Below are 25045 nucleotides of genomic sequence, written 5' to 3'. Positions count from 1 at the left end.
CTGAAACCGGAGCCGAGACAATTCCGAGCACCATTGTGAATCAAATCGGTGTCTCTGCTGCCGATCTGTCCAGGTTTCCCGCAGGAATTGAGCCAACCAAGGACACCAAGCCGAGCGGAAGCACGTAGACGCTTACGATTAGGGAGCGCAATCGGGTTGTTTGCACTCGCTCATATTTAGAAGTGACCAGTCACAGGCACACCGCCTACAATCGGAGGAGCGACCAGTCCACCTGCCGCGGAGCGGCGAACGCTGTTGCAGACCGCCCCAACTATGGCATCTACCGTGCTCAGGTATGGTATACCCTTTGCCAAAATAACACGGATTGGCTCGGCATCGGCATAGTAACCACAGCCTTTTAGCATCTTGCCTCGAGCAGAATCAACGTCGTCCCCCGGGATGCTAGACGCCGTCACACAGCCACTTAAGGCAACACAAACGAACATTAATGCAGTGCATCTAATGCCAGCTGTATGCAACGAAGTAATTTTGCAAGCATCCCTAGCGACAACTGTCTTCATTGAAACCTCCACTCGGGACGATAATGTCGTCGATGTCACTAATTTTGATGTTTGCGACACCGCCGCAGGAAAGTAAGGCTGTCTCCGGCGAGGGTTTTACGTCGAGCAATTGCTTCACTGACCCCAACCCTGTTCCTTCGAATCCACCACCCGCCCCGTCGACCTTTTTGATTGAATAAATCCGCCATTCGGACGACTCATCACCTTTATTGAAACGAATGGCTCTAAGAACCTCGTGTGGTGGCAATGTTGGACTCGCTGGGTTAGCTCCAAATCGAGTCTCAGGCGACCATCCCTTGACTTTAATGCTACGCCACCCGCCACCTCTATCCTTGATCCATGTCAGCTTGGGATCAAACAAGCAGATCTTCGGATCCACCACACCAGCTGCCAACTTAGGTAAATCGCTATTAAAGGAACCATCTGAGAGATAGCGTCGAAGCGGCCACGAGCAAATTTGAAGCCTAAATTTTAGTTCCGGTGGCTTGGTATACGTAGTTGGGTACATCGAAAGCATGCCAGCCGCCACACCAGCGACGAAGGCGGCGGCTTGCGAAGTTCCTGGAGCGGAGCCAATCTCGTTTGGACCAAGCCAACCAAAGACGGGCGCCCCGCCAGGGGCAGCCACATGAACAAACGGCACGTCCGTTGACGGAGAACTGTAATTAGAATTAGCCATTATAGTTGCTTTTCCCCGCTTGCAACTATGGCAGGCAGTCACAACGAGTACGTTGGCTTGATCACCCATATTCTGGGGAAACAGTGAGAGAAATGGAGAAAGTTCCTTTGATTCTTCGTTGTCTTTCTTTGGCTCTCCTGCTGCAACAACGAAGAAGCTATGTATTTTGTTGATGTAATTCCCAGCCGAATTGGTAAACCTGATACTACTTTTCGGATAGTTTGCTTCTTTGTACACAGGATCCCGCATCCCATTAGCAAATAGAAAGATTTCCATCTTCCTATTTTTCCTCTCTTCGAGATACTTCGCGACATCTTCAGAGATCTGGCCGGTATTTAGACTCTTCTTGAGATCATATGATTTGAGCAATGCCCATGGCCACGTTCCAAGGAACCCGCTATTCTCTTGGCTTGCTATTATGCTTGCTAAAAGGTTAGCGTGGTTGTGCTCCTCTTGAAAGTCCGTCCACTTACACGCGAATTTGGATCCTGTTTCAGTCGGGCCTTGACCTTCTATAGCTGGCAACTCCAAACCTTCGACAACTGAAGCTATATTACCTGATCCACGGATCGGATAGTCCATTATTATTATACGAGGAATATGAGGTCTGGGTGTCGTCGAAAGCATTATTTTGCTGTAAAACTCGTCCGCATCGCGATCAGTCTCAACATAATCAATATATTTGACATCTGGCTTCCACAGTGCACCGCTCTCGCACGCCTGTTCGATAATACTGGAATTCAAGAGTTCGATATGCTTCACCTGCGGCGTATCTTTAGGCTTTGCTGGAGAGCTACTATACGGTTCAAAACCATCAAGGTCATGAAGCCGAACATCAACCACCAGATTTTTCTTCTCTGCTTCCCGCATTTCTCTCCCATACAAGATTGCTTTATCAGCATCTGGTACTGGGATTATAGTCGAATAACGATCATACTCTATGAACGCAGCTGAATTCTTTTCTGGCTCCTTATCGACCCTCGGATCGAGTCGAGTCCAGTTTTTAACTATGCCGTCAAGGAATTTTTCCGCATCTCGTGTCCAATATACTGTCTTTGAACTACGTTCTCGGGAAATACTAAGATCCGGTATTTTTATGATTTGGCCAACCATTAGCTGATCTAAGGCATTGGGACTTGTCGAATTTAGTTTTGCAACAATCTCGCGCATAGGATCGCAAGGCGGTATATAGCCATTCTTCCGCAAAATGGAGCATACTGTATCGCCGCGCTCAAGCTTAAGCTCTTTTGTCGGGAGAGATATACCAGCTTCTATCGCTTTGTTTAACGCGAATGCAAGATTTTTTGTAACCTCTCCGCCGTCCATCGTTATTTTAACTGCAGAACTACTAGATGAATGCGGCACATGTTCTCTGGCGTCCTGCGCCAACGTAGAAGCCGCTGTAAAGTGCAAGCACAAGGCAGCAATTGAAAGGAGGCTTATCCGAGCAAACGCGGTGTTGTGGCTGGCCATCAGTTGACCTCCGCAAATTTGAGCGCTCTCTCACAAAACTACTCCCAATTGCGTAACTTGACAATCTCACCTCGTAGAGGGAATCTTGACTATCCCTGTTGCTTTGCATGGGGCTTGCTATGAAGAAACCTCGTTTTCTTCGCTCCACTTTTGCAGTGCTAGCCATAGCGTCTAATCGTCTGACGCGGCTATCGATCTGTTTCGTATTCACCTTAGAGTGTCTGCCGGCGCAGGCGGCTTGTCCAAGCGCCGAGGCGGCGTCCAGCTTTGGTACATGGATCGATCCTTCTCAGATCCTAAGTTCCGCGGTCCAAATCAAAACCATAGATCCCTCGGATTACGCTTTAGCAAATATTGTTGGATGGCGTTTGCAAATAACCGACACGACAGTTGTGGGTGCGGATTGGCTATTGATCATCAGGGATGGCCGCGGCAGACCAATGCTGAACCTGCGCAAGAGCGAGTTTGAAAGCAATTCAGGACGACGGACGATTTGGACCGGTAGGCTTCAATCGCCAGTCGTCCGCTTAGAACTAGTCTCATCATCACCGATATCAGGCGATATAAAGGTAAACGGCGCAGTCGCATATTCCGGACAAGCCAAGAATCTGAACTTCTTTTCTTCCAAGGGTCCTCAACCCGACTGGCGAGATCCATATACGGATGGAAGTGTTCTTGAGAGACAGGCTGCAGACTCTGTCGGAATGATGGTGACAGGCTCGGTCGACCCAACGAAACAGCAGACACGCAACTGGTCTTGTACCGGATCACTCATTGCTCAAGGGCTTTTTCTGACCGCATGGCATTGTGGGGGGGCAAGCTGGGATCTGCCGTCAAATTTTTGGCAAAGTGAGGTACGAGAAAACTGCCTCGTGGATTTTACTTGGGACAATGGAACAACACGCACTCAGTTCGCTTGCGATAAAGTGATAGCGGGAAGTCCAAGCCTTGATTACGCAATTGTCCGGCTAAAGCCAATTGTCGGTGGGTTGGGAGTAAAGAGTTTTCCGCGCTCAGTGAAGACCACCAAGTCGCGCACCCCCTCTGCCATCTTCATGATTCACCATGCTCGCTCTGAAACAAAGCTTGTGAGCAGTAACTGTCACATCAAAGCCGAAAGCATTGGTCAGGTTCGGATGGACCATGATTGCGACTCCGATCCTGGATCGTCAGGCGCACCTGTATTTAGTGCCGCAAGCGGCGCACTGGTCGCAGTCCATCTCGCAGGATTTGAATTAAACGATAAATGCGAAGTTGTGCGTCGGTTGAATCGCGCTGTATGGATTGATGAAGTCGTTTCCCACGCCTGCAAGCATAAGTTAGATTCTGAGGAAATCCCATCGATTTGCTAAGCTTGCCATCTGGATACGTGCGATGAAATCGGGTTTGAAAATTTTTTGGCTCGCTTTCGGTTTAATGCCTCTCTCGTCGATGTTGGGCATCGCTTCTGCACAAGAGAAACTTAAAGCGCAGATAGGGCAAGATGACTACATCGCGGCAGCTAACCTTGACCCCGCTCATCCACTTTATAAAGAATTCTTGGAACGATTGCCAAAAGTTGATCTCGGTGCTGAAGCTGGTGGAGTGTACTACATACTTGAGGGTGACTTGCGCCTAACAGAGAAGCAACTAAGCGGAATATTGAAGTCTTATGCTGCCGCTTATGCTTCAGGCTCCGATCATACGCCCGTGACACGGAGATCTTCCGACGAGTTGATTGTGATGACGAAAGGAGAAACCCTTGCAAAGTGGGACAAGCAAAATCGAAAACTCACATATGCAATAGATAGGAAGACGTTTTCCGCAAGTGACTATACAAGAGTAAAGGAAAATTTTCGCAAGGCGGTTCCGGCTTGGACTGACAATTGTAATTGTGGACTCTCGATTACTCATCGGCCCGAGTTCGACATGAACCCATCTCTCGATAAAGTTACCTTCATTATTAGGTATGACGCAAAGATGTTAGATTTCTTGGCACTCGCATTCTTTCCGACTGATCCGAAATTCTCGCGGTATCTTTTGGTTGGGCCATCATATTTCGAGCCGAACGGATATGATCCCGTTGGCATCTTTAGACACGAGATTGGACACATTCTTGGGTACCGGCATGCCTTCGTGGCAGGAGTTCCAGGATGTGAATACTATAATAAGGCCGAAGACAGAAACTGGAAGGCACTGAGTTCATATGATTCTGAATCTGTAATGCACTATCTATGCGGAGGCGGTGGCTCACCTGCATTTACACTCTCAAAAAAAGATAAAGCGGACCATAAGAAGTATTATTCTAATTAAATGTTCCTGCTTTGAGGAGGCGCTATATGGATCGGAGATCTTTTCTGGGGGTCTGTGGTGCAGCCCTCGTATGCCGCCCTTCAATGGCAGCAACGTCTTCGGAAGTAAATCAACAGCGCTTAACCGAGATTGCGTCCCGTGCTGTTAGTGCGGGATTACTCGATTCAAACTCGGCAAGCGCAGGACTTACGAACCCTGAGCAACAGATCCTGTTATTGGCGACAATTACATCGGCAGCAGTGGAGCGCGGCGTGGACCAGGAGGCGATGCGCGGGCTTTCTCTCGATAGCGGCGCTCTGCTTAGTGAGTTGCATAGAGCGATCCCGCGAAGGCGAATTCCAGGAAGAAGACTTAGGTTTGAACATGCAGCACCAGTTTACTATCAGCAATTTCAAGCTTGTGAGCCCATCCGCGAGCGTTCAACCGAGATTGAGCGTTGGGCTGATTTCTTTGTAAGATCACGAAACCGGGATCAGTATGTTGCGGTTGATAAGATCACAGCGGTCCCCTGGTTTGTTGTGGCAATTCTTCACTTTCGAGAGGCTAGCGCAAACTTTCAGGGCCATCTTCATAATGGAGATCCTCTTATCAGAATCACGCGCCAGGTTCCTAGCGGGAGGCCCAAGAAGCTGGTGCCGTGGCCTCCACGTCCTTGGGAGCCCGTTTCGGCCTAGATCGCTAGTGCGAGGGATGCCCTTGAGGTTGATAATCTAGCTTACCTAGATAGAAACTCTTGGACACTTGAGCGTACGCTATGGCGATTAGAAACGTTCAATGGGTTTGGGTACCGTAGGTTCGGCTTGCCATCCAGCTATCTTTGGAACTTCAGCAACATCGGCCGTCCTGGCGGTTACGATCGCGATCGGCACTGGAATCCGAACTACAGGTCGAAGCAGATTGGTGCTGCGGTTCTCCTTAAACAGCTCTGGCGTCGGGGTGCAATTTCCCTTAAAACTGAGAATGGCAATAGTGTGTGATGATCTCCGGAGTATCTTAGCAATGAAAACGCTTCTTCTATTAGCCTTGCTGATCAGCACTTGCTTGATTTCAACGCCCTCGAGCGCTTGCCCAACCGGGTTCTATCCCTGCGGAAGGAATTGCTGCGCCTACTGAACTACAGTGTAAGTGTGTAGCTGCATCTCCTTCGCTTTCAGTGAGCGAAAGTTGAGAATGTAAGAAACGCTGCACTATCTGAGCCAGCCTGAATCAGGCTCAAACGGCGGCTCGGCGCTTCACTTATGTACTGAGCGCCATGTCGGGGCGGATAATACCCGTTCACGGAAGTTCCGACGCGATGAGGTCCGGGTAAGCCGTGAGGGTTGTGAGCCGGCCCTTCTCGTCGACGAGCTTGTTCCAGGCACGGCAGACTGCATCGAGTACAGCCCCATAGTCGTCCAGCACACGGTGCGAGAGATACCGCTCGCGCAAGTACAGCCAGACACGCTCCACCGGGTTCAGTTGGGGTGAGGCGGAAGGCAGCGGCAGCAGAGTGATGCTGGTGGGCACGTGCAAGGCCCGCTCATCGTGCCAGCCTGCCTGATCCAGGATCAACACCGCGTGCATGCTTGGCGCCAGCTGCCGGGCAAGTGCTCCAGAAACACCTCCATTGTGCCTGCATCCGCTCGCGGCAGAGCCAAGGCGAAAGTCTCATCCGTGCCGGGACGGCAGGCGGCAAACACATACAGGCTCTTATAGCGCTGATCGACCACACCCGGCGGGCGCACCCCGCGTTCGTACTAGACCCGTGTGGTCCGACCCTTCTAGCCAAAGCGCGCCTCGTCCTGGCACCAGAGCTGGAAAGAGTGCTCGGGATGCTCAGCTGCGAGGGCCTGCACCCTGGATGGGAGCTGCTTTTTTGAACGCCGCCTGCGCGGCCGGGTCGCCCTTCGGGTGCGAGGGCCGGGTCTTCTGACGCGAGAGGCCGGGGCGCTTGAGCACGCCGGAGAGACTCCACTGGCTATAGCTGACGCCATAGGTTTGCTCGACATAGTCACACAGATCGACCAAGCGCCAGGCGCTCACCCCACCACGCTCCGGCTCAGGTCCGCGCAGGATATGTGCCTTGAGCGCAGCCTGCTGACCCGGAGTGAGCTGTTCCGGGCGGCCAGTGAGAGGCCGGTCGTGCATGCCGTCAGGACCCTCAACATTGAAGCGCTGGATGGCATCGTGCAGGGCCTGGCGCTCCATGCCGGCGAGCTGGGCGGCTTCGGCTCGGGTCATGCCCTCCAGCGCATTGGCAATCACCAGAAGCCGCAGAGCAGCTCGGCAGTTCTTCTCATGAGTTGCACGCGTGCGCAGGTTGGATGGCGGGTAGTCCTGGCGGATCTGGAGCCCGGCCATGCTGATCTCTATCAACAGCGCCCCCGCTCCTCAGTGAACCACGTCAGGCACACCACCGCGAATTCGAGTCAGCATTTCAGTGGACGGGTATAAAAATGAAACTCGAGCTTCGCAGAGCAACCCTTCTCAAGGCCTCTATCTCTTCACGCTTTCGAATTATGGCGGTAGGAGGACTGCCAAGCCACTCATCATTTACGCATCTCTTGGACGAATGACTCAGCTTTTAGGCAAAGAAGACGCACGTCTATGAGAGGGGTATCGTGCTAAGTGACTATTATTTAAAGAGAAAAATTCTTGTACTAACGCAGCTTTTGCGAGTTTGGACAGCAGGCTGGCAACCGCTGGACGCTACGCCAGATTAAGCCCTACCCGAGGACAAGCTGGCTCGCCCGCTCGGATGCGGGCCGTCCCCAACCAGGAGAGGCTTCATGGCGAAGACGGTGGCCGAACAATTCGTCGAGATCCTGGCGGCTGCGGGTGTCAGACGCGTGTACGGCATCGTCGGCGACAGCCTCAACGGTCTGACGGACGCGATCCGCCGCCGGGACGACATGGAGTGGATCCACGTCCGGCACGAGGAGGTCGCGGCCTTCGCGGCCGGCGCCGAGGCGCATCTGACGGGCGCGCTTGCGGTCTGCGCCGGGAGCTGCGGGCCGGGCAATCTCCATCTCATCAACGGGCTGTTCGACTGCCACCGCTCACGCGTGCCGGTGCTGGCCATCGCGGCCCATATTCCCTCGCCCGAGATCGGCAGCGGCTACTTTCAGGAGACCCACCCGGAGACCCTGTTCCGGGAATGCAGCCATTACTGCGAGCTGGTCTCGAGCGCCCACCAGATGCCTCGCATGCTCGAGATCGCCATCCGGGAGGCGACGGTGAAGCGCGGCGCGTCGGTGCTGGTGATCCCCGGCGACGTCGCCCTGCAGCCGGCCGCCGCGGCGCCTCCGGCCAAGCCCGCCGGGCTGCTGCCGCAGGCGCCTGTCGTCACCCCGGGGCCGGACGATCTCGATCGCCTCGCCGAGCTCCTCAACGGCGGCGACCGCATCACGATCCTGTGCGGGGCGGGATGTGCGGGCGCGCATGACGCATTGCTGGCTCTGGGCGAGCGCCTGCAGGCCCCCATGGTGCACGCCATGCGCGGCAAGGAGCATGTGGAGTGGGACAACCCCTACGATGTCGGCATGACTGGGCTGATCGGCTTCTCGTCCGGCTACTACGCCATGCGCGACTGCAACGTCCTGCTGATGCTCGGCACCGACTTTCCCTATCGTCAGTTCTACCCGGAGGATGCGGGGGTCCGCATCGCGCAGGTGGACCTGCGGGGCGAGAATATCGGCCGCCGCGCCGCGGTTGATGTGGGCGTGGTCGGCGATGTCCGCGCCACCCTGACGGCCCTGCTGCCCCGGCTCGATCGGAAGACCGACGGCACGCATCTCGCCCGGGCGCGCGAGCATTACGCGAAAGCGCGCCAGGCGCTCGACGAACTCGCGGCCGGAACCCCGGGCCGGCGGCCGATCCATCCGCAGCAGGTCGCCAAGGCGATCAGCGACCAGGCGGCGGACGATGCCGTGTTCAGCTGCGACGTGGGCCTTCCCGTCGTCTGGGCGGCCCGCTATCTCGCCATGAACGGACGGCGGCGCCTCGTCGGGTCGTTCTGGCACGGCTCGATGGCCAACGCGATGGCCCAGGGCATCGGCGCCCAGGCGGCTTTTCCGGGCCGGCAGGTGATCTCCCTGTCGGGCGATGGCGGCTTCTCCATGCTGATGGGGGATCTCCTCACCCTGACGCAGCAGCGCCTTCCCGTGAAGGTCGTGGTGTTCAACAACGGCACGCTGGGCTTCGTCGAACTCGAGCAGAAATCCACCGGCTTCCTCGATTTCGGCACGGAGCTCCGGAACCCGAATTTCGCCGCCATGGCTGAGGCCGTCGGCATCCGCGGCATCAGGCTCGAGGATCCGGCCGAGGTGGACGAGGGGATCGCCGCCGCCCTGGCCCATGACGGGCCGGTCCTGGTCGACGCGGTGGTGAACCGGACGGAGCTCGCCATGCCGCCCTCGGTCACCCTCGACATGGCGAAGGGCTTCACCCTCTACATGGTGAAGGCGGTGCTGAACGGCCGCGCCGACGAGGTCTATGACCTGGCCCGGACGAACCTCTGGCGCTGAGGAGGTTTCCGCCCGCCGCGACGATCGTTGGCCTAGCCGTTCCTGAAAGCCTTTGATATGAGGCACGGGACAGCGGCTGCATGGCCGCCTGAAGGGATGTGAGGACCATGGACAAGTTCACCGTGCTGGAAAGCGTCGCGGCGCCGCTGCGGATCATCAATATCGACACCGATATGATCATCCCCAAGCAGTACCTGAAGACGATCAAGCGCACGGGGCTCGGCACGGGCCTCTTCTCCGAGATGCGCTACCGTGAGGACGGCTCCGAGAACCCGGACTTCGTCCTCAACCAGCCGGCCTATCGCAATGCCCAAATTCTGGTGGCGGGCGATAACTTCGGCTGCGGCTCCTCCCGCGAGCACGCCCCCTGGGCACTGCTCGACTTCGGCATCCGCTGCGTGATCTCCACCAGCTTCGCCGACATCTTCTACAACAACTGCTTCCAGAACGGCATCCTGCCGATCAAGGTCTCGCCGGAGGACCTGGAAAAGCTCTTCGACGACGCGGAGCGCGGCGCCAACGCTACCCTGACCGTCGATTTGGAGAAACAGGAGATCCGCGGGCCGGACGGCGGTTCGGTCACTTTCGACATCGACCCGTTCAAGAAGCACTGCCTGCTCAACGGCCTCGACGGCATCGGCCTGACCATGGAAAAGGGCGCGGCCATCGACAGCTTCGAAAAGAAGCTCGCCGAGCGCGCCTGGGCTTAAGTCGGGTTCAGCAGCGCGCCCTCACGCAGATGAAGGCCGGGGCGCGCGACAACTGCTCGTAGAGGCGCTCCGACACCTCCTTCATCTCCGGCAGGGGCTTGGGTTCGACGAGCCGGTCGAAAACCCAGCCCGCCTCCACCAGCCCGTTCATGATGTCGGCCAAGGGACGCCGATACGCTTCGACATAGGGGCGGGGCTCGCCGAAGCCCGTCCAATGCATCCCGAACCGGGACCGTTCGTAATAGATGCTCTCCTGGCGGATCTCGGGATGCATCCAGTCGGCCATCGGGTGAGCCATGGAGAAGGCCAGGGTGCCTCCCGGGCGGCAGGCCCGTCTGAGTTCCCGCAGAACCGGCGTCAGGTCCTCCACATAATCGAGGGCCAGGGCGCAGAGGATCTTGTCGAAGGATGATCCCCCGAGCCAGCCGAGCGGCTCCGTCAGGTCGGCGACCCTGAACTCCGCCGGCAGTCCATCGCAGCGCTGCCGGGCCAGATCGATCATCTCCGGCGTGATGTCGAAGCCGTGGATCGTTGCTCCCCGCCGAGCCAGGATCTCGCTGTTGATCCCAGGCCCGCAGGCTGCATCGAGCACGCGCAGCCCCTCCACGTCTCCCAGCAGGTTCAACGTCGCAGGGCGCTCGTAGAGGCCGTTATGCGGCTTCATCGGCGCGAGGGCGGAGTAGCGGTCCGCGAACGTGGAATAGGACCGTCGTGCCATGAGCCGGGTGTCGTCCTGCTGGTCGCCCATCGCTCCCCTCACGCTTTCGTGTGGCCTCGGTTTAAGGCCCCGTTTCCATAAGATTAACCAAATTGCCTGCAAGTTCGCGAGCATGAAGAACCTTATCGCCCCCGCTCTCTTCGCTCTCGCCGGCTTTGCCGCTGCGACACCGGCCGTCGCCCAGGCGGATTTCGGCTCCTGCCTCGCATCGCTCCGCGGCCAGGCGGCCGCCAAGGGCATTTCGGGCCAGGCGTTCGACGCCGCGACCCGCGGTGTCGCGCCGGATCTGACGATCCTCGACCTCATGAGCAACCAGCCCGAGTTCAAGACGCCGATCTGGGACTATCTCTCGGCGCTCGTCGACGAGGAGCGGGTGCAGGACGGCCGCACCGCCATGCGCCAATGGGGGCAGGCGCTGGCTGCGGCCGAGGCGCGTTTCGGAGTGGATCGCCATGCCATCGCGGGCGTCTGGGGCGTGGAATCCAATTTCGGCAAGGATATCGGCGGAAGGCCGCTGATCCAGTCGCTGACGACCCTGGTCTGCTACGCGCCGCGCCGGAACGAGTATTTCAAGGGCGAACTGATGGCGACCCTGAAGATCGTCCAGGACGGGGACATCAACCCGGCGAACCTGCGCGGCTCTTGGGCCGGGGCCTTCGGCCACACCCAGTTCATGCCGTCGACCTTTCAGCGCCTCGCCGTCGACGGCGACGGGGACGGGCACCGGGACATCATGACCTCCGTGCCGGACGCGGTGCATTCGACGGCCAACTTCCTCAAGAAGGCCGGCTGGGTGAACGGCCTGCCCTGGGGCTACGAGGTGCGCCTGCCGGAAGGCTTCAACGCGAACCTCGCCGGGCGCAAGAACAAGAAGCCGCTCGCCACCTGGGCGGCCATGGGGGTGCGGCGCGTCGACGGACGTCCGCTCTCGGGCAGTTACGCGGCCGGCATCATCATCCCGGCGGGCATCAACGGCCCGGCCTTCCTGGTCACCAAGAATTTCGATGCGGTCTATTCCTACAACGCGGCGGAATCCTACGGGCTCGCCATCGCGCTGCTCGGCGACCGCCTCAAGGGCCAGCCCGGCATCCAGACCGCCTGGCCGACCGACGATCCGCCGCTCTCGCGCGCCCAGCGCCGCGAGCTGCAGCAGCTCCTGACCGCCCGCGGCTACGACGTGGGCGAGCCGGACGGCAAGATCGGCGCCAAGACCCGCGAGGCCATCAAGGACGTGGAGCGCCGCATCGGCCTCGAGCCGCGCGGCCGGCCCGGCGGCAAGGTGCTGCAAGCGCTCCGGGGGTAGGCTTGCTCACCCCAATGGCCATCATCAGCTAGTTGCAGTGGCGCTGGGTTTGGAGTTGTACTGACTCCATGCTCATCGCCCTTCTCACGGATATCCACGGCAACCGCGAGGCCCTGTCGGCCTGTCTCGCCCATGCACGCCTGCTCCGTGTCGACCGCCTGATCTTTCTCGGCGATTACGTGGGCTACGGGGCCGATCCGGCCTGGGTGGTCGATACGGTCCGCGGCCTCGTGGACCAGGGCGCCGTGGCGCTCCTGGGCAATCACGACGCGGCCATCGACGGCTCCGACGAAGACATGAACAGCGTTGCCCAGGAGGCGATCCGCTGGACCCGCAACCAGCTCGGCATGGAGCAGCGGCGCTTCCTGGCGGACCTTCCCCTCACCCACGAGGAGGGCAGCGTCCTCTATGTCCACGCCAACGGCTACGCGCCTCGCACCTGGGACTACATGGCCGGGCCCATGGAGGCGATCCGGCATTTCAGCCGGGTCGATGCCCACATCACCTTCTGCGGGCATGTGCATGTGCCGATGCTCTATCACATGAGCACGACCGCCAAGGTCGGCACCTTCACCCCCGTGGCCAACAACGACATTCCGCTCCTGCCGACCCGCACCTGGCTGGCGGTCATCGGCGCCGTCGGGCAGCCGCGGGACGGGGTGGCGGCGGCGAATTACGCGGTCTTCGATACCGCGCGGCAGACCCTGCGCTACCTGCGCGTGCCCTACGACACGGCCACAGCCGCCCGGAAGGTGCGCGAGGCCGGCCTGCCGGAGAAGCTGGCGCTGCGTCTCGAACAGGGTCGCTGACGGATGCGCTGGCGCCTGCATCGCGGCCAGGTGATCGACGGTTTCACCCTCCAGGAAAATCTGGGCACCGGCGGCATGGCGCAGCTCTGGGCCGTCACCCGGGAAGACGATTCGACGCCGCTGATCATGAAGGTTCCGATGCTGATCGACAGCGACGACCCGCTGCCCATCGTGTGCTTCGAGACCGAGCAGATGATCATGCCGCGCCTCGCCGGCCCGCATGTGCCGCGCTTTGTCGCCACGGGTCCGCTCGATCCCATGCCCTACATCGTCATGGAGCGGATTCCCGGACAGTCGCTGAAGGCGCGGCTCGACCAGGTTCCGCTGCCCTGGCCCGAGGTCGTCGCGATCGGCGCGACGGTGGCGCGCGCCCTGCACGACCTGCATCTCCAGCACGTGATCCATCTCGACATCAAGCCGAGCAACGTGATGATCCGCGAGACCGGCGAGGCCGTTCTCATTGATTACGGTTTCGCCCGGCACGAACGCCTGCCCGACCTTCTGGCCGAGGAATTTCGCGAGCCGTTCGGCACCACGCCCTACATGGCGCCGGAACAGGTGCTGCAGGATCGGGCCGATCCCCGCAGCGATCTCTTCGCGCTCGGCGTGATGCTGTATTTCTTCGCCACCGGGGAACGTCCTTTCGGCAATCCGCGCGGCGGCCAGATCCGCCGCCGCCTCTGGCGCGATCCGGTGCCGCCGCGGGCGCTCAACCCGGAATGTCCACCGTGGCTGCAGGAGATCATCCTGCGCTGCCTGGAGGTCGACCCGGACGAGCGCTACGCCACGGCCGCTCAGCTCGCCCTCGATCTCGAGAACCCGGACCAGGTGCGGCTCACCGAACGGGCCGGACGGCTCGAACGCGACAGCGGCGTGAAGACGTTCCGGCGCTGGCTCAAGGCCCGCCGGGCGCAGCCGCTCGAGGCACCGAACATCGCCGGGCAGCTGTCCCGGGCCCCCATCGTGCTGGTGGCCATCGATCTGTCACCGGGCAGCGAGGATCTCGCCGAAGCCCAGCGCATGATGATCGGCGGCATCCTGTCCATCGAGGGCGAGGCGCGCATTGCCTGCGTCAACGTCCTGAAGACCTCGCGCATCGCCGTCGACATCCTGGAGGACGAGGAGGGGAGGAGCCTCCACGTCCAGCGCCTGGTGCAGCTCCGGCACTGGGGCGGCTCGCTCCAGATCCCGTCGGATCGGATCACCTACAGCGTGCTGGAAGCGCCCGATCCGGCCGCCGCCCTCGTGGATTACGCGCGGCACAACAACGTCGACCATATCGTGATCGGCGCCCGGGCCTCATCCGCCCTGCGCCGCTACCTGGGGAGCGTCTCGTCCCGCGTCGTCGCGGAGGCCCCCTGTTCGGTCACCGTCGTCAGGACCCCGAAAGACCGACGGGCCGAGGACGGGGGAGCCGCCTCCGCCTAACGGCCAACACGACGAGAGCTTGCCAAGCCGCGCATTCGGCTCTTTAAGGGCCCTGCATTTGATCACGACAGAACAGGGGTCTTCCCATGGCAACGCACAAGCTCCTCCTTCTCCCTGGCGACGGCATCGGGCCGGAGGTCATGCGCGAGGTCGAGAAGATTGTGGGCTGGTTCCGCAAGCGGGGGCTGGGCTTCGAGACCGAGACCGATCTCGTCGGCGGCTCGGCCTACGATGCCCATGGGGCGGCGATCTCGGATGCCGCCATGAACCGTGCGCAGGAGGCCGACGCGGTGCTCTTCGGCGCGGTGGGCGGCCCGAAATGGGACAGCGTGCCCTACGCGGTGCGCCCCGAGGCGGGCCTGCTGCGCCTGCGCAAGGACCTCGGCCTCTTCGCCAACCTTCGCCCGGCGATCTGCTATCCGGCGCTGGCCGATGCCTCCTCGCTCAAGCGCGAGGTGGTGGAAGGCCTCGACATCATGATCGTGCGCGAGCTCACCGGCGGCGTCTATTTCGGCGAGCCGAAGGAGATCGTGACCCTCGAGGACGGCTCCCAGCGCGCCGTCGACACGCAGCTCTATCATACCCACGAGGTGGAGCGCATCGCGCGCGTCGCGTTCGATCTCGCCAGGAAGCGCCGCAACAAGGTCTCCTCGGCCGAGAAGATGAACGTGATGAAGACCGGCGTGTTCTGGCGCCAGGTCGTCACCCGCATCCACAAGGCCGAGTTCTCCGACGTCGAGTTGGAGCATGTGCTCGCCGACAACTGCGCCATGCAGCTCGTGCGCTGGCCCAAGCAGTTCGACGTGATCGTCACCGACAACCTGTTCGGCGACATCCTGTCGGACATCGCCGCGATGCTCACCGGTTCGCTCGGCATGCTGCCCTCCGCCTCCCTGGGGGCCGAGGATCCGGTGACCGGCCAGCGCAAGGCGCTCTACGAGCCCGTGCACGGCTCCGCCCCGGACATCGCCGGCAAGGGACTGGCCAATCCGATCGCCATGATCGGCTCCTTCGGCATGGCCTTGCGCTATTCCTTCGGCCTCCTCGACGAGGCGGATCGCCTGGACCGGGCCATCGCCAACGTGCTCGCCTCCGGCACCCGCACGAAGGACATCGCGGCTCCCGGCGCCAACGCGGTGGGCACGCAGGATGTGGGCGATGCCATCGTCAGGGAGCTCGAAGCCCAGTCGTAACGGCAAAAGCCCCGGGCCACGCCCGGGGCCTTCGTCTCGGCGGAGAATTCAGCGGATCGAGCCCGTCGCCTCGACGTCCGGACCGCCGAACATGGGGAACGGATTGCGGGAGCCGACGAAGGGCCCGTTGGTGATCGGATCCGGCAGAGTGGCAACGCCGAATCCCGCGCCGGCGGGAGCATAGGGCGGGCTCAGCAGATAGGACTGCGCCTGCCCATAGCCGGTATAGCCCGGATTGATCGAGCCGACCGGCACGACCGGTCCCGGATCAAGGAAGCTGCGCGGTTGAACCCGGAGAACGAGAGGACGGTTTCTGGTCTGCGCTTCCGCCACCACTGAGACGGACGTAAGCGCAGCCAATGATATCAAACCCAACAATGCGAAGCGGCGCATGGGTAATCCTCCAAGAACGGCGCTCAGTGCCTTGTGCTGTGCGCGATCATCGTGTGCGATGATATCGAAACAAGGCCGCCCCCCTGAGATTGGTTCCGACGAAGCGTGACATTTCACACAAGGTGACAAGGACAGCAGCCGATGCAGGATAGGAAGGCGGGTTTCGATCTCTCAGGCAAGGAGGGCTTGAGCCTGCTGAGCGACACCCCGGTGGTGGCCGAAACGCCCGAAGAGCTTCTCGACGACGAGACGACGCCGGTCGCGCGCTTCTTCATCCGCAACAACGGATTGCTGCCCGATCCGACGGCCGACCCCGAGGCCTGGAGCGTCGTCGTCGACGGGGAGGTCGGGCGCCCGCTCCGCCTGACGGTCGCGGACCTGAAGAGCCGCTTCCCGCACAAGACGTTCCGCATGGTGCTCGAATGCGGCGGCAACGGCCGGTCCTTCTTCGAGCCCGCCGCGGAGGGAAATTCCTGGACCCATGGCGGCATCGGCTGCGCGGAATGGACCGGTGTCTCGCTCGGCGACGTCCTGCACGCGGCAGGGCTCACGGACACGGCATGCTTCACGGGTCATTTCGGCGCCGATCCGGACAGGCACGGCAGCCGTGAGCGGCAGGCCATGTCCCGTGGCGTGCCGATCGCCAAGGCCCTGGAGGAGCACACCCTGCTCGTCTGGGCCATGAACGGCGAGCCGCTCCCTTTCATCCATGGTGGTCCCTTGCGCCTCGTCGTGCCGGGCTGGCCCGGCTCGCTGAGCCAGAAATGGCTCACGCGGATGTGGATCCGCGACCGGGAACACGACGGTCCGGGCATGACCGGCCTGTCCTACCGCCTGCCGGTCCGGCCTCTGGCGCCCGGTTCGGACGGCACGGGGGTGCAGACCCGAATCCTCGAATCGATGCCCGTGCGCAGCATCGTCACGGCGCCCGCCGACGGCCGCCGCTATCCCGAGGGCACGCGCTCCATCGCGGTCCGGGGCGCCGCCTGGGCGGGCGACGACGAGGTGGCGCGGGTCGAAGTCACCCTCGACGGCGGTGCGACCTGGATCGAGACCGCCATGACGCCCCCGCGCAACCGCTACGACTGGGTGCGCTGGCAAGCCACGCTGACGCTGCCGGGCGACGGCTATTACGAGATCTTCGCGCGGGCGACGGACTCGAGGGGTCGTAGCCAGCCCTTCCGGGCTGCTGGATGGAATCCCAACGGCTACGGCTGCAACGTCATGCACCGGGTAGCAATCATGGTCGGGCCGGAGGCCTGACGGCTCCCGGGGCGGTGCGAGCCCCAGGCCCGCACGGGTCGGCTCGGCCGCGCTCGGCCTGGGCGAAGACGGCCTTCAGGGACGGATTGCTGCTGCCGGTCAGGGCGATGCCGTCGATGAAGCAGGCGAGCGGCCCATCGTCGGGAGCCGTGGAGCCGCACAGCCAGCCCTGGAAGCCGAACATGGCCGCCGGATCGGAAAACCGGAAGGCCAGGCAGCTCTGCTCGCCCTTGTTCGCCAGGGTCATGGGAGCGGCTTCCATCGAGCCGAATTTGGTTGCGATCATGCGGCTCTGACCCAGATGCGCGACCGCAAGGCCCGAGCGGGCCGCCCGCCGGACCGTGTCGATGTAGAAACTTCCCGGAGATTCGGCCGGTCCCTGGACGAGAGCCAACTGCGCATACCGGAAATCGCCGAAGCGCCCGACGGTCAGGGTATCTTCCCGGGCTCCATCCGCATGCTCGCGCGCTTCGGACACGACGGGACCGGAGATTCCTGCCAGGGCATAAACGGACGGGGAGGAGGGCAGGGCCTTCCAGGCCGGTGCCGGGGCGACCAGCACCGAGGACGGAACCGCCCTCCGCCGCTCGGCCGGCGTGACATTCTGCTCCTGTTCCAGCGCGACATAGACGAGGCCCGCGATGGTGCAGGTCGAGATCAGGACCATGCGCAGCCAGGGCAGGGACTTCCGGCGGAGTCGACGGGAGGGGCGTTCGTCGACCCAGTCGGTGACGTCATCCTCGTCCCATTCGGCATAGACCGCCCGCGGCATCGTTTGAACCCATCAACCCTGCTGATCCCGTCATCCCCATGTTCTACCGTGACACTGGCCAGGGTTCGAAAGGTTTTGCTAAGCAGGGTCAATCAAAGCTTAACACCCCGAGCCGCCCCATGCCCCAGACCGTCGTCCGCCTCGCCACCCTGGAGGATGCCGCCAAGGTCGCGGCCCTGGTCCGGGCGCTCGACCTGCATTACGGCGGCCCGGAAGCGGCCCGGCCCCTCGAGCCGACCCTGGCGATGGTCGAGCGCTCCATGCGGGAGGCGGAGGGCACGCGCTATGCCCTCGCGGTCCGGGATGGGCAGGCCGTGGGCCTTGCCTGCTTCGCCATCCTGCGGCCCGGCTTCAGGCTCACCGGCCTTCTCTTCGTCAAGGAGCTCTTCGTCGCCGAACCTGCGCGTGGCCAAGCGGTCGGCGCCCTGCTGATGCGCTGGCTGGCGGATCATGCCCGAGCGCAGGGTCTCACCCGAATCGACCTCACCACGGATGGCACCAACACGGGCGCGCAGGCGTTCTACGAGCGCCTCGGAGCCGAGCGGATGGACAAGGTCTTCTACCGGTTCAACCTCTCGACCGATGTGCTGACGGGCGACTGAACGCACTGAGCCCAAGGAAACGCTTGACGGAAGCGCGACTTTGGTGTGTTTCTGGCGGCACCAAAGCCGCCTTCAGGCTTTCGGATGGACGATGGCAATGGCGCTGCTCACTCAGACGACGAGCAAAACGAAAACCGCCACGACGGCTGTGAAAACAGCCGAATAAGCCTCGTCGTCCCCGGTCCTCTCTCCCACGGGGCGAGAGGCAGCACCCGAGCAGGGTTTTCAAGTTTTCCGGGGAGAGCCGCAACAGGAGAAGTCATATGGGTTTCAAGATCGCCGTCGTCGGTGCGACCGGCAATGTGGGCCGCGAGATGCTGAGCATCCTCGCCGAACGGGCCTTTCCGGCCGATGAGGTGGTGGCGCTGGCCTCCCGCCGCAGCCAGGGGTCGGAAGTCTCCTACGGCGACAAGACGCTCAAGACGAAGGCTCTCGACACCTATGATTTCTCCGATGTCGATATCTGCCTCATGTCGGCGGGCGGCGAGGTCTCCAAGGAGTGGTCGCCGAAGATCGCAGCCCAAGGCGCGGTCGTGATCGACAATTCATCCGCCTGGCGCTACGACGCCGACGTGCCGCTCGTGGTGCCCGAGGTGAATGCCGAGGCGTTGCGCGACATGAAGAAGGGCATCATCGCCAACCCGAACTGCTCCACGGCCCAGCTCGTCGTGGCCCTCAAGCCGCTCCATGACGCCGCCACCATCACGCGCGTGGTGGTGGCCACCTATCAGTCGGTCTCCGGTGCCGGCAAGGACGGCATGGACGAGCTCGACCGTCAGACCAAGGCGCTCTACTCGCTCCAGGACGTGCAGGAGAAGAAGTTTCCCAAGCGCATCGCCTTCAACCTGATCCCGCACATCGACGTGTTCATGGAGGACGGGTACACGAAGGAAGAGTGGAAGATGACGGCCGAGACCAAGAAGATTCTCGACCCGAAGATCAAGCTCACGGCCACCTGCGTGCGCGTGCCGGTCTTCATCAGCCACTCGGAGGCGGTGAACGTCGAATTCGAGAAGCCGATCACGGCCGACGAGGCGCGCGACATCCTGCGGGCCGCCCCCGGCATCATGGTGGTCGATAAGCGCGAGCCCGGCGGCTACATCACGCCCCACGAGGCGGCCGGCGAGGACGCCACCTACATCTCGCGGATCCGCGAGGACATCACCGTCGAGAACGGCCTGTCCTTCTGGTGCGTGTCCGACAACCTGCGCAAGGGCGCGGCCCTGAACGCCGTGCAGATCGCCGAGGCCATGGCCAATCGCGGCCTGCTGAAGCCCAAGAAGCAGGCGGCCTGAGCCCCTGGAGGCCGGACGCGCCGCGTCGCGGCCTCATGCATGAACGCAAAGAGCCGCTGTCGGATGCGACAGCGGCTCTTGTCACGCCGGCAGCCCTCCCGACGGCGGCCTCCCGTCCCATCCGGCAGGCCTGGCGGAGGCTCTTCCATCGTGAAGAGCCCGCGATCAGATGATGAAGAAGTCGGTGTGGTCGAGCGCTCCGCCCATCTTCTTCGCATTGGGCTCGTAATTGATCGTCGCGATCTCGACGGCGGCCTTGCGGCCGCTGCCATCCGGGTCGAAGAGGATCTGCGCCTTCTTGGCTCCGATCTTCTTGATGATGATGTAGTCGTTTGCGTCCTTCGCACTGCCGAGGGCCACATAGGCCTTGCCGATCTTCTGGGCCTTCACGTCGCCGCCCTTCTTGTCCAGACTCATGAACGCCTTCGGCCTGAAGACGTCGCCGTCGAGCCAGATGGCATCCTTCTTGTGCTCGAAGCCGTAGACGATGTCCTTGTGCCTGTTCGCTTCGGCTCTGTTGTTCTTCAGGTCGGTGTCGAAGAGGAAGACGTCGGCATCCTTGAGGCCCTTGGTCGCGCTGGTGCTGCCGTAGAGCTTGTCCTTGCCGGCGCCTCCCGAGAGGATGTCATTGCCGCCATCGCCCTTGAGGATGTCGGCACCCGCTCCGCCGACCAGCCGGTCGTTGCCGAGGCTGCCCGAGAGTGAGTCCGCGAGCGCACCGCCGTAGAACACGTCATCGGCGGCGGAGCCGGGCGTGGTTTCGGGATTCCAGTCGATGACGCCGATGGTGAGGTCCTTGACAGAGGACGCCCCGGCCTTGTCCGTCACGCGCACCTTGATCGTGTGGGCGGGCGCCTGCTCGAAATCGAGCCGGAAGCCGTTGTCCACCACGAGATCGTGGCCGTTGACGATCTTGAAACGGCCGCCGGCGGTATCCACGAGCTCGTAGGTGAACGTGTCGCCCGCATCCGGGTCGGCCGCGCCGAGGCTGCCGACGAAATCGCCCGCGGACGACAACTCCCGGATCGTCTTGTTCGTCAGGGTGACGTCGGTCGGGGCGTGGTTGACCGATCCGATCGTCAGGTCGACCTGCTGGATCACGGACAGGGACGCATCCTTCTGATCGGTGATCTTGACATAAACCGGGACGACGGTCGAACCGGCCACGTCGCGCAGCCCGCCCGTGCCGACCTTCACGTTGCCGTCGGCGTCGATCGAGAACTCGCTGCCCGCATAGGCGCTGCCGTCGGCATTCACGAGCGCATAGGAGTAGGTGCGGAAATCCGACCGCGTGTCCGGATCGATCACGCCCTGCAGGGTCGCCAGGGTGGTGCCGGGCTGCGTGGTCTTCGTCGCCACGTTGACCGCATAGGTCGCGCCGGTCGGCCGCTCGTTCACGTCGTCGAGGTAGATCTTCACGGTCGTGTTGCCGGAAACCTTGCCATCCTGGCCGCTCTCACGGGCCCGCACCACTACGTTGAAGTATTTCTTCTCGCCAGGCGCGCCGGCATTCTCGGTCTGAAACCCGCTGCTCGCGGCCTCGTAATTGGCGCCGCCCGCGAAGGAAATCACCCCGGTGTCGGGGTCGATGGAGAACAGGCTGCCGGGATTGCCGACGAGGTCGTAGAGGATTGTCGTCCCGCCGAAACCGTCATCGGTCGATTGCACCGTCGCGACGGTCGCGACCGGCCCGCCATTCTCGCTGAGCAGCGCGACTGTGCCCTGCAAGGTCGGGTTCGTCGGGGCGGTGTTCCCGTCGCCCGCCGCATTCACCGTGATGTGGAAATCCTTGTAGGCCGAGACCGATCCGGGACCGCCGTTCCTGTCCGTGACCTTCAAGGTGATCGTGTAGGTCTCGGTCTTGGTCACGTCGGTGAGCGCCGCCACCTTCAGCTGGCCGTTCTCGATCTTGAACCGCCCGCCCGCATTGCCGGCGCCGCTCGTCCCGTTGGCACCCGTGGTGTCGAAAGCGTAGACGAGGCCCGTATCGCCTTCCGGATCGAGGGCCTGCAGAGCTCCGATGAGCGTCCCGTCGGGCGCGTCCTCGCCGGTCGCGGCCTTGGTCGTCCCGTCCGTGAAGGACAGGCCCGTCGCGGCCTCGTTCACGTCGGTCACGTAGACCTTCACCGGGGTCGATCCTGAGGACCAGCCGGTGAGCGTCTCGGTGGCCTTGACGGCGAGAAGGTAGAACTTGCGCACCAGCGAGCCGACCATCTCGGTCTGCAGGTCGACATCCTCCGCCGATTCGTAGTCGACCGCGCCCACGAGGCTGATCAGGCCGCTCGTCGGGTCGATCATGAACTTGCCGCCGGGATTGGCGGTCAGCGAATAGACCGCACCCCCGTCTGCGAGACCGGGGCTCCTCACGTTCGCAACGGGCGTGAACGGCGCCGCGTTCTCGCTGATCGGGGTCACGGATCCCTGCACAGCCGGCGCGACGGGCGCCCGGGTCGGCAGCGCCACCGTGCCGTCCTGGAATTGCAGGAATTCGATGTTCTTCAGGGTGTCGGTCCCGTCGCGGGCATCGCCCATCGTGTCGATGACCGTCAGGGTGCCGTCGGGATTGCGGGTGATCGTGTACTCCGCCAGGAGGCCCGTAAACACCGCGATGTCTTGGCCGGCGCCCCCGTCGAGCCAGTCGTCGCCGCCGCCGCCTTCGATGCGGTTGGCGCCGCCGTTGCCCGTGATGGCATTGCCGAGGTAGTTGCCCGTGCCGCCGTTGTCGCCGGCACCGGTGAGGACGAGGTTCTCGACATCGTTGGCCAGGGTGTAGGACACCGATGCGCGCACCGTATCGAGGCCCTGGTCCGATGTCTCGTCGACGAGGTCGTTCGCATCGTCCACGACATAGGTGTCGTTCCCATCCCCGCCGGCCATCCGGTCCGCGCCCGCGCCGCCGTCGAGGATGTTATGGCCGGTATTGCCGGTGATCCTGTTGGCGAGATCGTTGCCGGTACCCCTGATGTCGCCGAATCCGGTGAGGACGAGGTCCTCCACATGCGCGCCGAGGGCGTAGGACACGGAGGCCCGCACCGTGTCGGCGCCTTCGCCGGCCCGCTCCGCCACCAGGTCGCCCTCGTGATCGACCATGTAGGTGTCGTCGCCATCGCCGCCGGCGAGTTGATCCGCGCCTGCACCGCCGTCGAGCCGGTTTTTGCCGGCGTTTCCGGTGAGCGAATCCCCCAGTTCATTGCCCGCGCCGTCGATGTCGTCGGCTCCGGTGAGGACGAGGTTCTCCACGTTCCTGCCGAGCGTGTGAGACACGGAAGCCCGCACGGTGTCGATACCCTCGCCAGCTGCCTCGGTCACCTGGTCGTTCTGATGGTCCACGACGTAGACGTCATTGCCCTGGCCGCCGGCGAGTTCATCCGCGCCTGCGCCGCCGTCGAGCACGTTGCTGCCGGCATTGCCGGTAATCCTGTTGGCCAGTGCGTTGCCCTTGCCGGTGAGATCGTCGTCGCCCGTCAGCCAGAGGTTTTCGAGGTTCGCGCCGAGCGCGTAAGAGATCGACGCGCGGACGAGATCGATCCCTTCAAAGCCACCGGATGCTTCCATCGCAACGTCGTTGGAATCGTCAATCACGAAGGTGTCATCGCCCTCGCCGCCGACCATCAGATCGGCGCCTTCGCCGCCGTCGAGATAATCGATCCCGAAGCCGCCAACGAGGCTGTCGTCGCCGCCATTGCCGAACAGCGAGTCCTTGCCGTCGCCGCCGACGAGAGTTTCGATCCCGCTGCCGCCATAGGCGATGTCATTGCCTCTGCCCAGGTTCACGACGTCGGTCACCATTCCGGTCCGTCCGTCATAGAGATCGTCACCCTCGTTGAGGAGGATGTCGCCCTGGATGGTCCCTTGATTGAGCAGAGTGTCCCGGTCGAAGGAGCCGAAAACTGCAGTCTGCGCTACGATGGTGCCGGTGTTGCTCAGGAAGGAATCGCCGCTCGCAAAGGTGACCCCGGAGCTGCCGGCCTGGATCAGGCCGCTATTGGTGACGTTGCCGGAGGACTCGACATAGATCCCCATGACGCCGGCTACGATCGTGCCGCTGTTGAACACGCCATAGGGAGAATCGGGAGATGCGGCTAAAGGAACGAGACTCGCCGCTCCCAGGAGGAAAATCCCGGTATCGGCTGCCTCGATCCTGCTGGTATTGGCGATATGGTCGAGGCTACCGTTGACCGCGTCGACAGTGCCGCTGATGCCATAATAGCCCGACAGAAGTCCGTTGTTTAAAATATGATTGTCGGAACCGTCGAGGAGGATGGCGGCAGCGTTGGCAATTCCCAACGAACCGGAAATCTGTCCGTTGTTGACGACTACGTTGGAATCGTCCCCTAGGAATATGCCGTTTGTGCCACCGCGGACGGTCCCGGTGCTGCCGACGGTGATGGCACAACCAAATCCCCAAAAATCAATCGCATTGGTCGCTGAGCGGATCGAACCGTCGACAACGACCTCCGATCCCGGCTCTCCGGTAACCGCTGCATTGCCGGTGTTGACCGTGATTGATCCGCTTTGCGTGACATTAAGCGTTTCAAATGTCGAACCAATATGGACCGCGGTAGTCTGCGCGGTGGAAATGAATGAAGTCGGCATGACGCCCCCTAAAGATTATGGACATGTTATTACATATCCATAGGGCGTCAATCGGCAATGCTGAACGGTCGCTGAGGAAAGCGGATCCCTGTCGACCGGATGGCAGACGCGCCTAGGGCGCGTCGACCTGGCGGGCGGTGAACATGGAGATTTTCTCGGGCATGTCCTTGACCGCCGGTTTGAAATCCCCCGTCTCCGGATCGCGCACCAGCAATACGCCCGTCGCGACCCCGAAATAGGCGCCATGCAACTGCAGCTTGCCGCGCTCGACCAGAATGCGGACGCACGGGAAAGTCATCAGGTTCTTGAGGCTGTTCTCGATGGCCGCGAGTTCCAGGCGCGGCAGGTACTCGTCCAGGTCGCCGGCGGGAGGCCCCAAGCGCTCGCCCGCGGGTTTGATCAGGTTCATCCAGCGGCCGATGAAGTCGCCCGGCGACAGGGGGGCGGTCTCGTCCGCGAAGGCCCGGATGCCGCCGCAGCGGGCATGGCCCAG

At 61.9% G+C, this 25045-nt stretch carries 20 protein-coding genes; 12 read left to right on the top strand and 8 right to left on the bottom strand.

The features are described 5' to 3' along the window. Positions 1-501: 501 nt before the first annotated feature. Complete coding sequence (locus KBI52_RS21005) at positions 502-2673, bottom strand: S8 family serine peptidase (RefSeq protein WP_210811375.1); 2172 nt, start codon at positions 2671-2673, stop codon at positions 502-504. Positions 2674-2792: 119 nt separating this feature from the next. Between KBI52_RS21005 and KBI52_RS21000 the strand changes: the two genes are divergently transcribed. Next, a complete protein-coding gene (locus KBI52_RS21000; protein ID WP_210811372.1) occupies positions 2793-4025 on the top strand; it encodes a serine protease in 1233 nt (410 codons plus the stop codon). A 22-nt stretch (positions 4026-4047) separates the two neighbouring features. Beyond that, positions 4048-4965: a matrixin family metalloprotease gene (locus KBI52_RS20995; RefSeq protein ID WP_210811369.1), complete on the top strand. Its 918-nt coding sequence runs from the start codon at positions 4048-4050 to the stop codon at positions 4963-4965. A 1275-nt stretch (positions 4966-6240) separates the two neighbouring features. Here KBI52_RS20995 and KBI52_RS20990 read toward each other — a convergent pair. Beyond that, a complete protein-coding gene (locus tag KBI52_RS20990) occupies positions 6241-6540 on the bottom strand; it encodes a transposase (protein WP_371823197.1) in 300 nt (99 codons plus the stop codon). Positions 6541-6780: 240 nt separating this feature from the next. Continuing rightward, positions 6781-7305, bottom strand: coding sequence for a winged helix-turn-helix domain-containing protein (locus tag KBI52_RS20985; RefSeq protein ID WP_210811363.1), 525 nt, complete (start codon positions 7303-7305; stop codon positions 6781-6783). Between the two features lie 428 nt (positions 7306-7733). Here KBI52_RS20985 and poxB point away from each other — a divergent pair, with 428 nt between their 5' ends. Both poxB and leuD read left to right on the top strand, forming a co-directional pair. After that, positions 7734-9470 carry a ubiquinone-dependent pyruvate dehydrogenase gene (gene poxB, locus KBI52_RS20980; RefSeq protein WP_210811361.1) on the top strand — a complete coding sequence of 579 codons (1737 nt, stop codon included), beginning with the start codon at positions 7734-7736 and terminating at the stop codon, positions 9468-9470. A 107-nt stretch (positions 9471-9577) separates the two neighbouring features. After that, a complete protein-coding gene (leuD, locus tag KBI52_RS20975; protein ID WP_210811358.1) occupies positions 9578-10180 on the top strand; it encodes a 3-isopropylmalate dehydratase small subunit in 603 nt (200 codons plus the stop codon). A gap of 7 nt (positions 10181-10187) precedes the next feature. Here the strand turns inward: leuD and KBI52_RS20970 are convergent, their stop codons facing one another. Then, a complete protein-coding gene (locus tag KBI52_RS20970; protein WP_173947738.1) occupies positions 10188-10928 on the bottom strand; it encodes a class I SAM-dependent methyltransferase in 741 nt (246 codons plus the stop codon). A gap of 82 nt (positions 10929-11010) precedes the next feature. On the opposite strand from KBI52_RS20970, the gene KBI52_RS20965 reads away from it, so the two are divergent. The 4 genes from KBI52_RS20965 to leuB all read left to right on the top strand — a co-directional run bounded on the left by KBI52_RS20965 (position 11011) and on the right by leuB (position 15631). Next, complete coding sequence (locus tag KBI52_RS20965) at positions 11011-12201, top strand: lytic murein transglycosylase (protein WP_173947737.1); 1191 nt, start codon at positions 11011-11013, stop codon at positions 12199-12201. Between the two features lie 68 nt (positions 12202-12269). Then, positions 12270-13010 (top strand): metallophosphoesterase, encoded by a 741-nt coding sequence (locus KBI52_RS20960; RefSeq protein WP_210811353.1) that lies wholly within the window; start codon positions 12270-12272, stop codon positions 13008-13010. A gap of 3 nt (positions 13011-13013) precedes the next feature. Continuing rightward, a complete protein-coding gene (locus tag KBI52_RS20955; RefSeq protein WP_210811350.1) occupies positions 13014-14438 on the top strand; it encodes a bifunctional serine/threonine-protein kinase/universal stress protein in 1425 nt (474 codons plus the stop codon). A gap of 86 nt (positions 14439-14524) precedes the next feature. Then, positions 14525-15631 (top strand): 3-isopropylmalate dehydrogenase, encoded by a 1107-nt coding sequence (leuB, locus tag KBI52_RS20950; protein ID WP_210811338.1) that lies wholly within the window; start codon positions 14525-14527, stop codon positions 15629-15631. Between the two features lie 48 nt (positions 15632-15679). Here leuB and KBI52_RS20945 read toward each other — a convergent pair whose 3' ends face one another. Further along, positions 15680-16024 carry a hypothetical protein gene (locus KBI52_RS20945; protein ID WP_210811334.1) on the bottom strand — a complete coding sequence of 115 codons (345 nt, stop codon included), beginning with the start codon at positions 16022-16024 and terminating at the stop codon, positions 15680-15682. Between the two features lie 141 nt (positions 16025-16165). Between KBI52_RS20945 and KBI52_RS20940 the strand changes: the two genes are divergently transcribed. Further along, entirely contained in the window at positions 16166-17287 is a 1122-nt protein-coding gene (locus tag KBI52_RS20940) for a sulfite oxidase (protein WP_210811329.1), read from the top strand. Here the strand turns inward: KBI52_RS20940 and KBI52_RS20935 are convergent. Further along, positions 17265-18059, bottom strand: coding sequence for a hypothetical protein (locus tag KBI52_RS20935; RefSeq protein ID WP_210811324.1), 795 nt, complete (start codon positions 18057-18059; stop codon positions 17265-17267). The genes KBI52_RS20940 and KBI52_RS20935 overlap by 23 nt on opposite strands. Before the next feature lie 119 nt (positions 18060-18178). On the opposite strand from KBI52_RS20935, the gene KBI52_RS20930 reads away from it, so the two are divergent. Both KBI52_RS20930 and KBI52_RS20925 read left to right on the top strand, forming a co-directional pair. Further along, positions 18179-18661 carry a GNAT family N-acetyltransferase gene (locus KBI52_RS20930; protein ID WP_210811323.1) on the top strand — a complete coding sequence of 161 codons (483 nt, stop codon included), beginning with the start codon at positions 18179-18181 and terminating at the stop codon, positions 18659-18661. A gap of 263 nt (positions 18662-18924) precedes the next feature. Next, a complete protein-coding gene (locus KBI52_RS20925) occupies positions 18925-19956 on the top strand; it encodes an aspartate-semialdehyde dehydrogenase (RefSeq protein WP_173947729.1) in 1032 nt (343 codons plus the stop codon). Positions 19957-20121: 165 nt separating this feature from the next. Here KBI52_RS20925 and KBI52_RS20920 read toward each other — a convergent pair whose 3' ends face one another. Further along, a complete protein-coding gene (locus KBI52_RS20920) occupies positions 20122-24243 on the bottom strand; it encodes a hypothetical protein (protein ID WP_210811320.1) in 4122 nt (1373 codons plus the stop codon). Positions 24244-24328: 85 nt separating this feature from the next. On the opposite strand from KBI52_RS20920, the gene KBI52_RS20915 reads away from it, so the two are divergent. After that, positions 24329-24595: a hypothetical protein gene (locus KBI52_RS20915; protein WP_173947727.1), complete on the top strand. Its 267-nt coding sequence runs from the start codon at positions 24329-24331 to the stop codon at positions 24593-24595. 69 nt (positions 24596-24664) lie between these two features. Here KBI52_RS20915 and KBI52_RS20910 read toward each other — a convergent pair. Further along, the coding region (locus KBI52_RS20910) for a carbonic anhydrase (protein WP_305797901.1) at positions 24665-25045 on the bottom strand (381 nt) is incomplete at its 5' end.

This window comes from Microvirga sp. HBU67558, assembly GCF_018069605.1.
Classification (GTDB): domain Bacteria; phylum Pseudomonadota; class Alphaproteobacteria; order Rhizobiales; family Beijerinckiaceae; genus Microvirga; species Microvirga terrae.
The sequence above is the reverse complement of the archived record's forward strand: the minus strand, read 5'-3'. Positions and strand labels throughout refer to the sequence as shown.

Coding starts and splice junctions, on each gene's coding strand:
- KBI52_RS20940 (WP_210811329.1), top strand. CDS start 16,166: ATGCAGGATAGGAAGGCGGGTTTCGATCTCTCAGGCAAGGAGGGCTTG.
- poxB (WP_210811361.1), top strand. CDS start 7,734: ATGGCGAAGACGGTGGCCGAACAATTCGTCGAGATCCTGGCGGCTGCG.
- KBI52_RS21000 (WP_210811372.1), top strand. CDS start 2,793: ATGAAGAAACCTCGTTTTCTTCGCTCCACTTTTGCAGTGCTAGCCATA.
- KBI52_RS21005 (WP_210811375.1), bottom strand. CDS start 2,673: ATGGCCAGCCACAACACCGCGTTTGCTCGGATAAGCCTCCTTTCAATT.
- KBI52_RS20965 (WP_173947737.1), top strand. CDS start 11,011: ATGAAGAACCTTATCGCCCCCGCTCTCTTCGCTCTCGCCGGCTTTGCC.
- leuD (WP_210811358.1), top strand. CDS start 9,578: ATGGACAAGTTCACCGTGCTGGAAAGCGTCGCGGCGCCGCTGCGGATC.
- KBI52_RS20985 (WP_210811363.1), bottom strand. CDS start 7,305: ATGGCCGGGCTCCAGATCCGCCAGGACTACCCGCCATCCAACCTGCGC.
- KBI52_RS20960 (WP_210811353.1), top strand. CDS start 12,270: ATGCTCATCGCCCTTCTCACGGATATCCACGGCAACCGCGAGGCCCTG.
- leuB (WP_210811338.1), top strand. CDS start 14,525: ATGGCAACGCACAAGCTCCTCCTTCTCCCTGGCGACGGCATCGGGCCG.
- KBI52_RS20945 (WP_210811334.1), bottom strand. CDS start 16,024: ATGCGCCGCTTCGCATTGTTGGGTTTGATATCATTGGCTGCGCTTACG.
- KBI52_RS20930 (WP_210811323.1), top strand. CDS start 18,179: ATGCCCCAGACCGTCGTCCGCCTCGCCACCCTGGAGGATGCCGCCAAG.
- KBI52_RS20935 (WP_210811324.1), bottom strand. CDS start 18,059: ATGCCGCGGGCGGTCTATGCCGAATGGGACGAGGATGACGTCACCGAC.
- KBI52_RS20970 (WP_173947738.1), bottom strand. CDS start 10,928: ATGGGCGACCAGCAGGACGACACCCGGCTCATGGCACGACGGTCCTAT.
- KBI52_RS20955 (WP_210811350.1), top strand. CDS start 13,014: ATGCGCTGGCGCCTGCATCGCGGCCAGGTGATCGACGGTTTCACCCTC.
- KBI52_RS20925 (WP_173947729.1), top strand. CDS start 18,925: ATGGGTTTCAAGATCGCCGTCGTCGGTGCGACCGGCAATGTGGGCCGC.
- KBI52_RS20995 (WP_210811369.1), top strand. CDS start 4,048: ATGAAATCGGGTTTGAAAATTTTTTGGCTCGCTTTCGGTTTAATGCCT.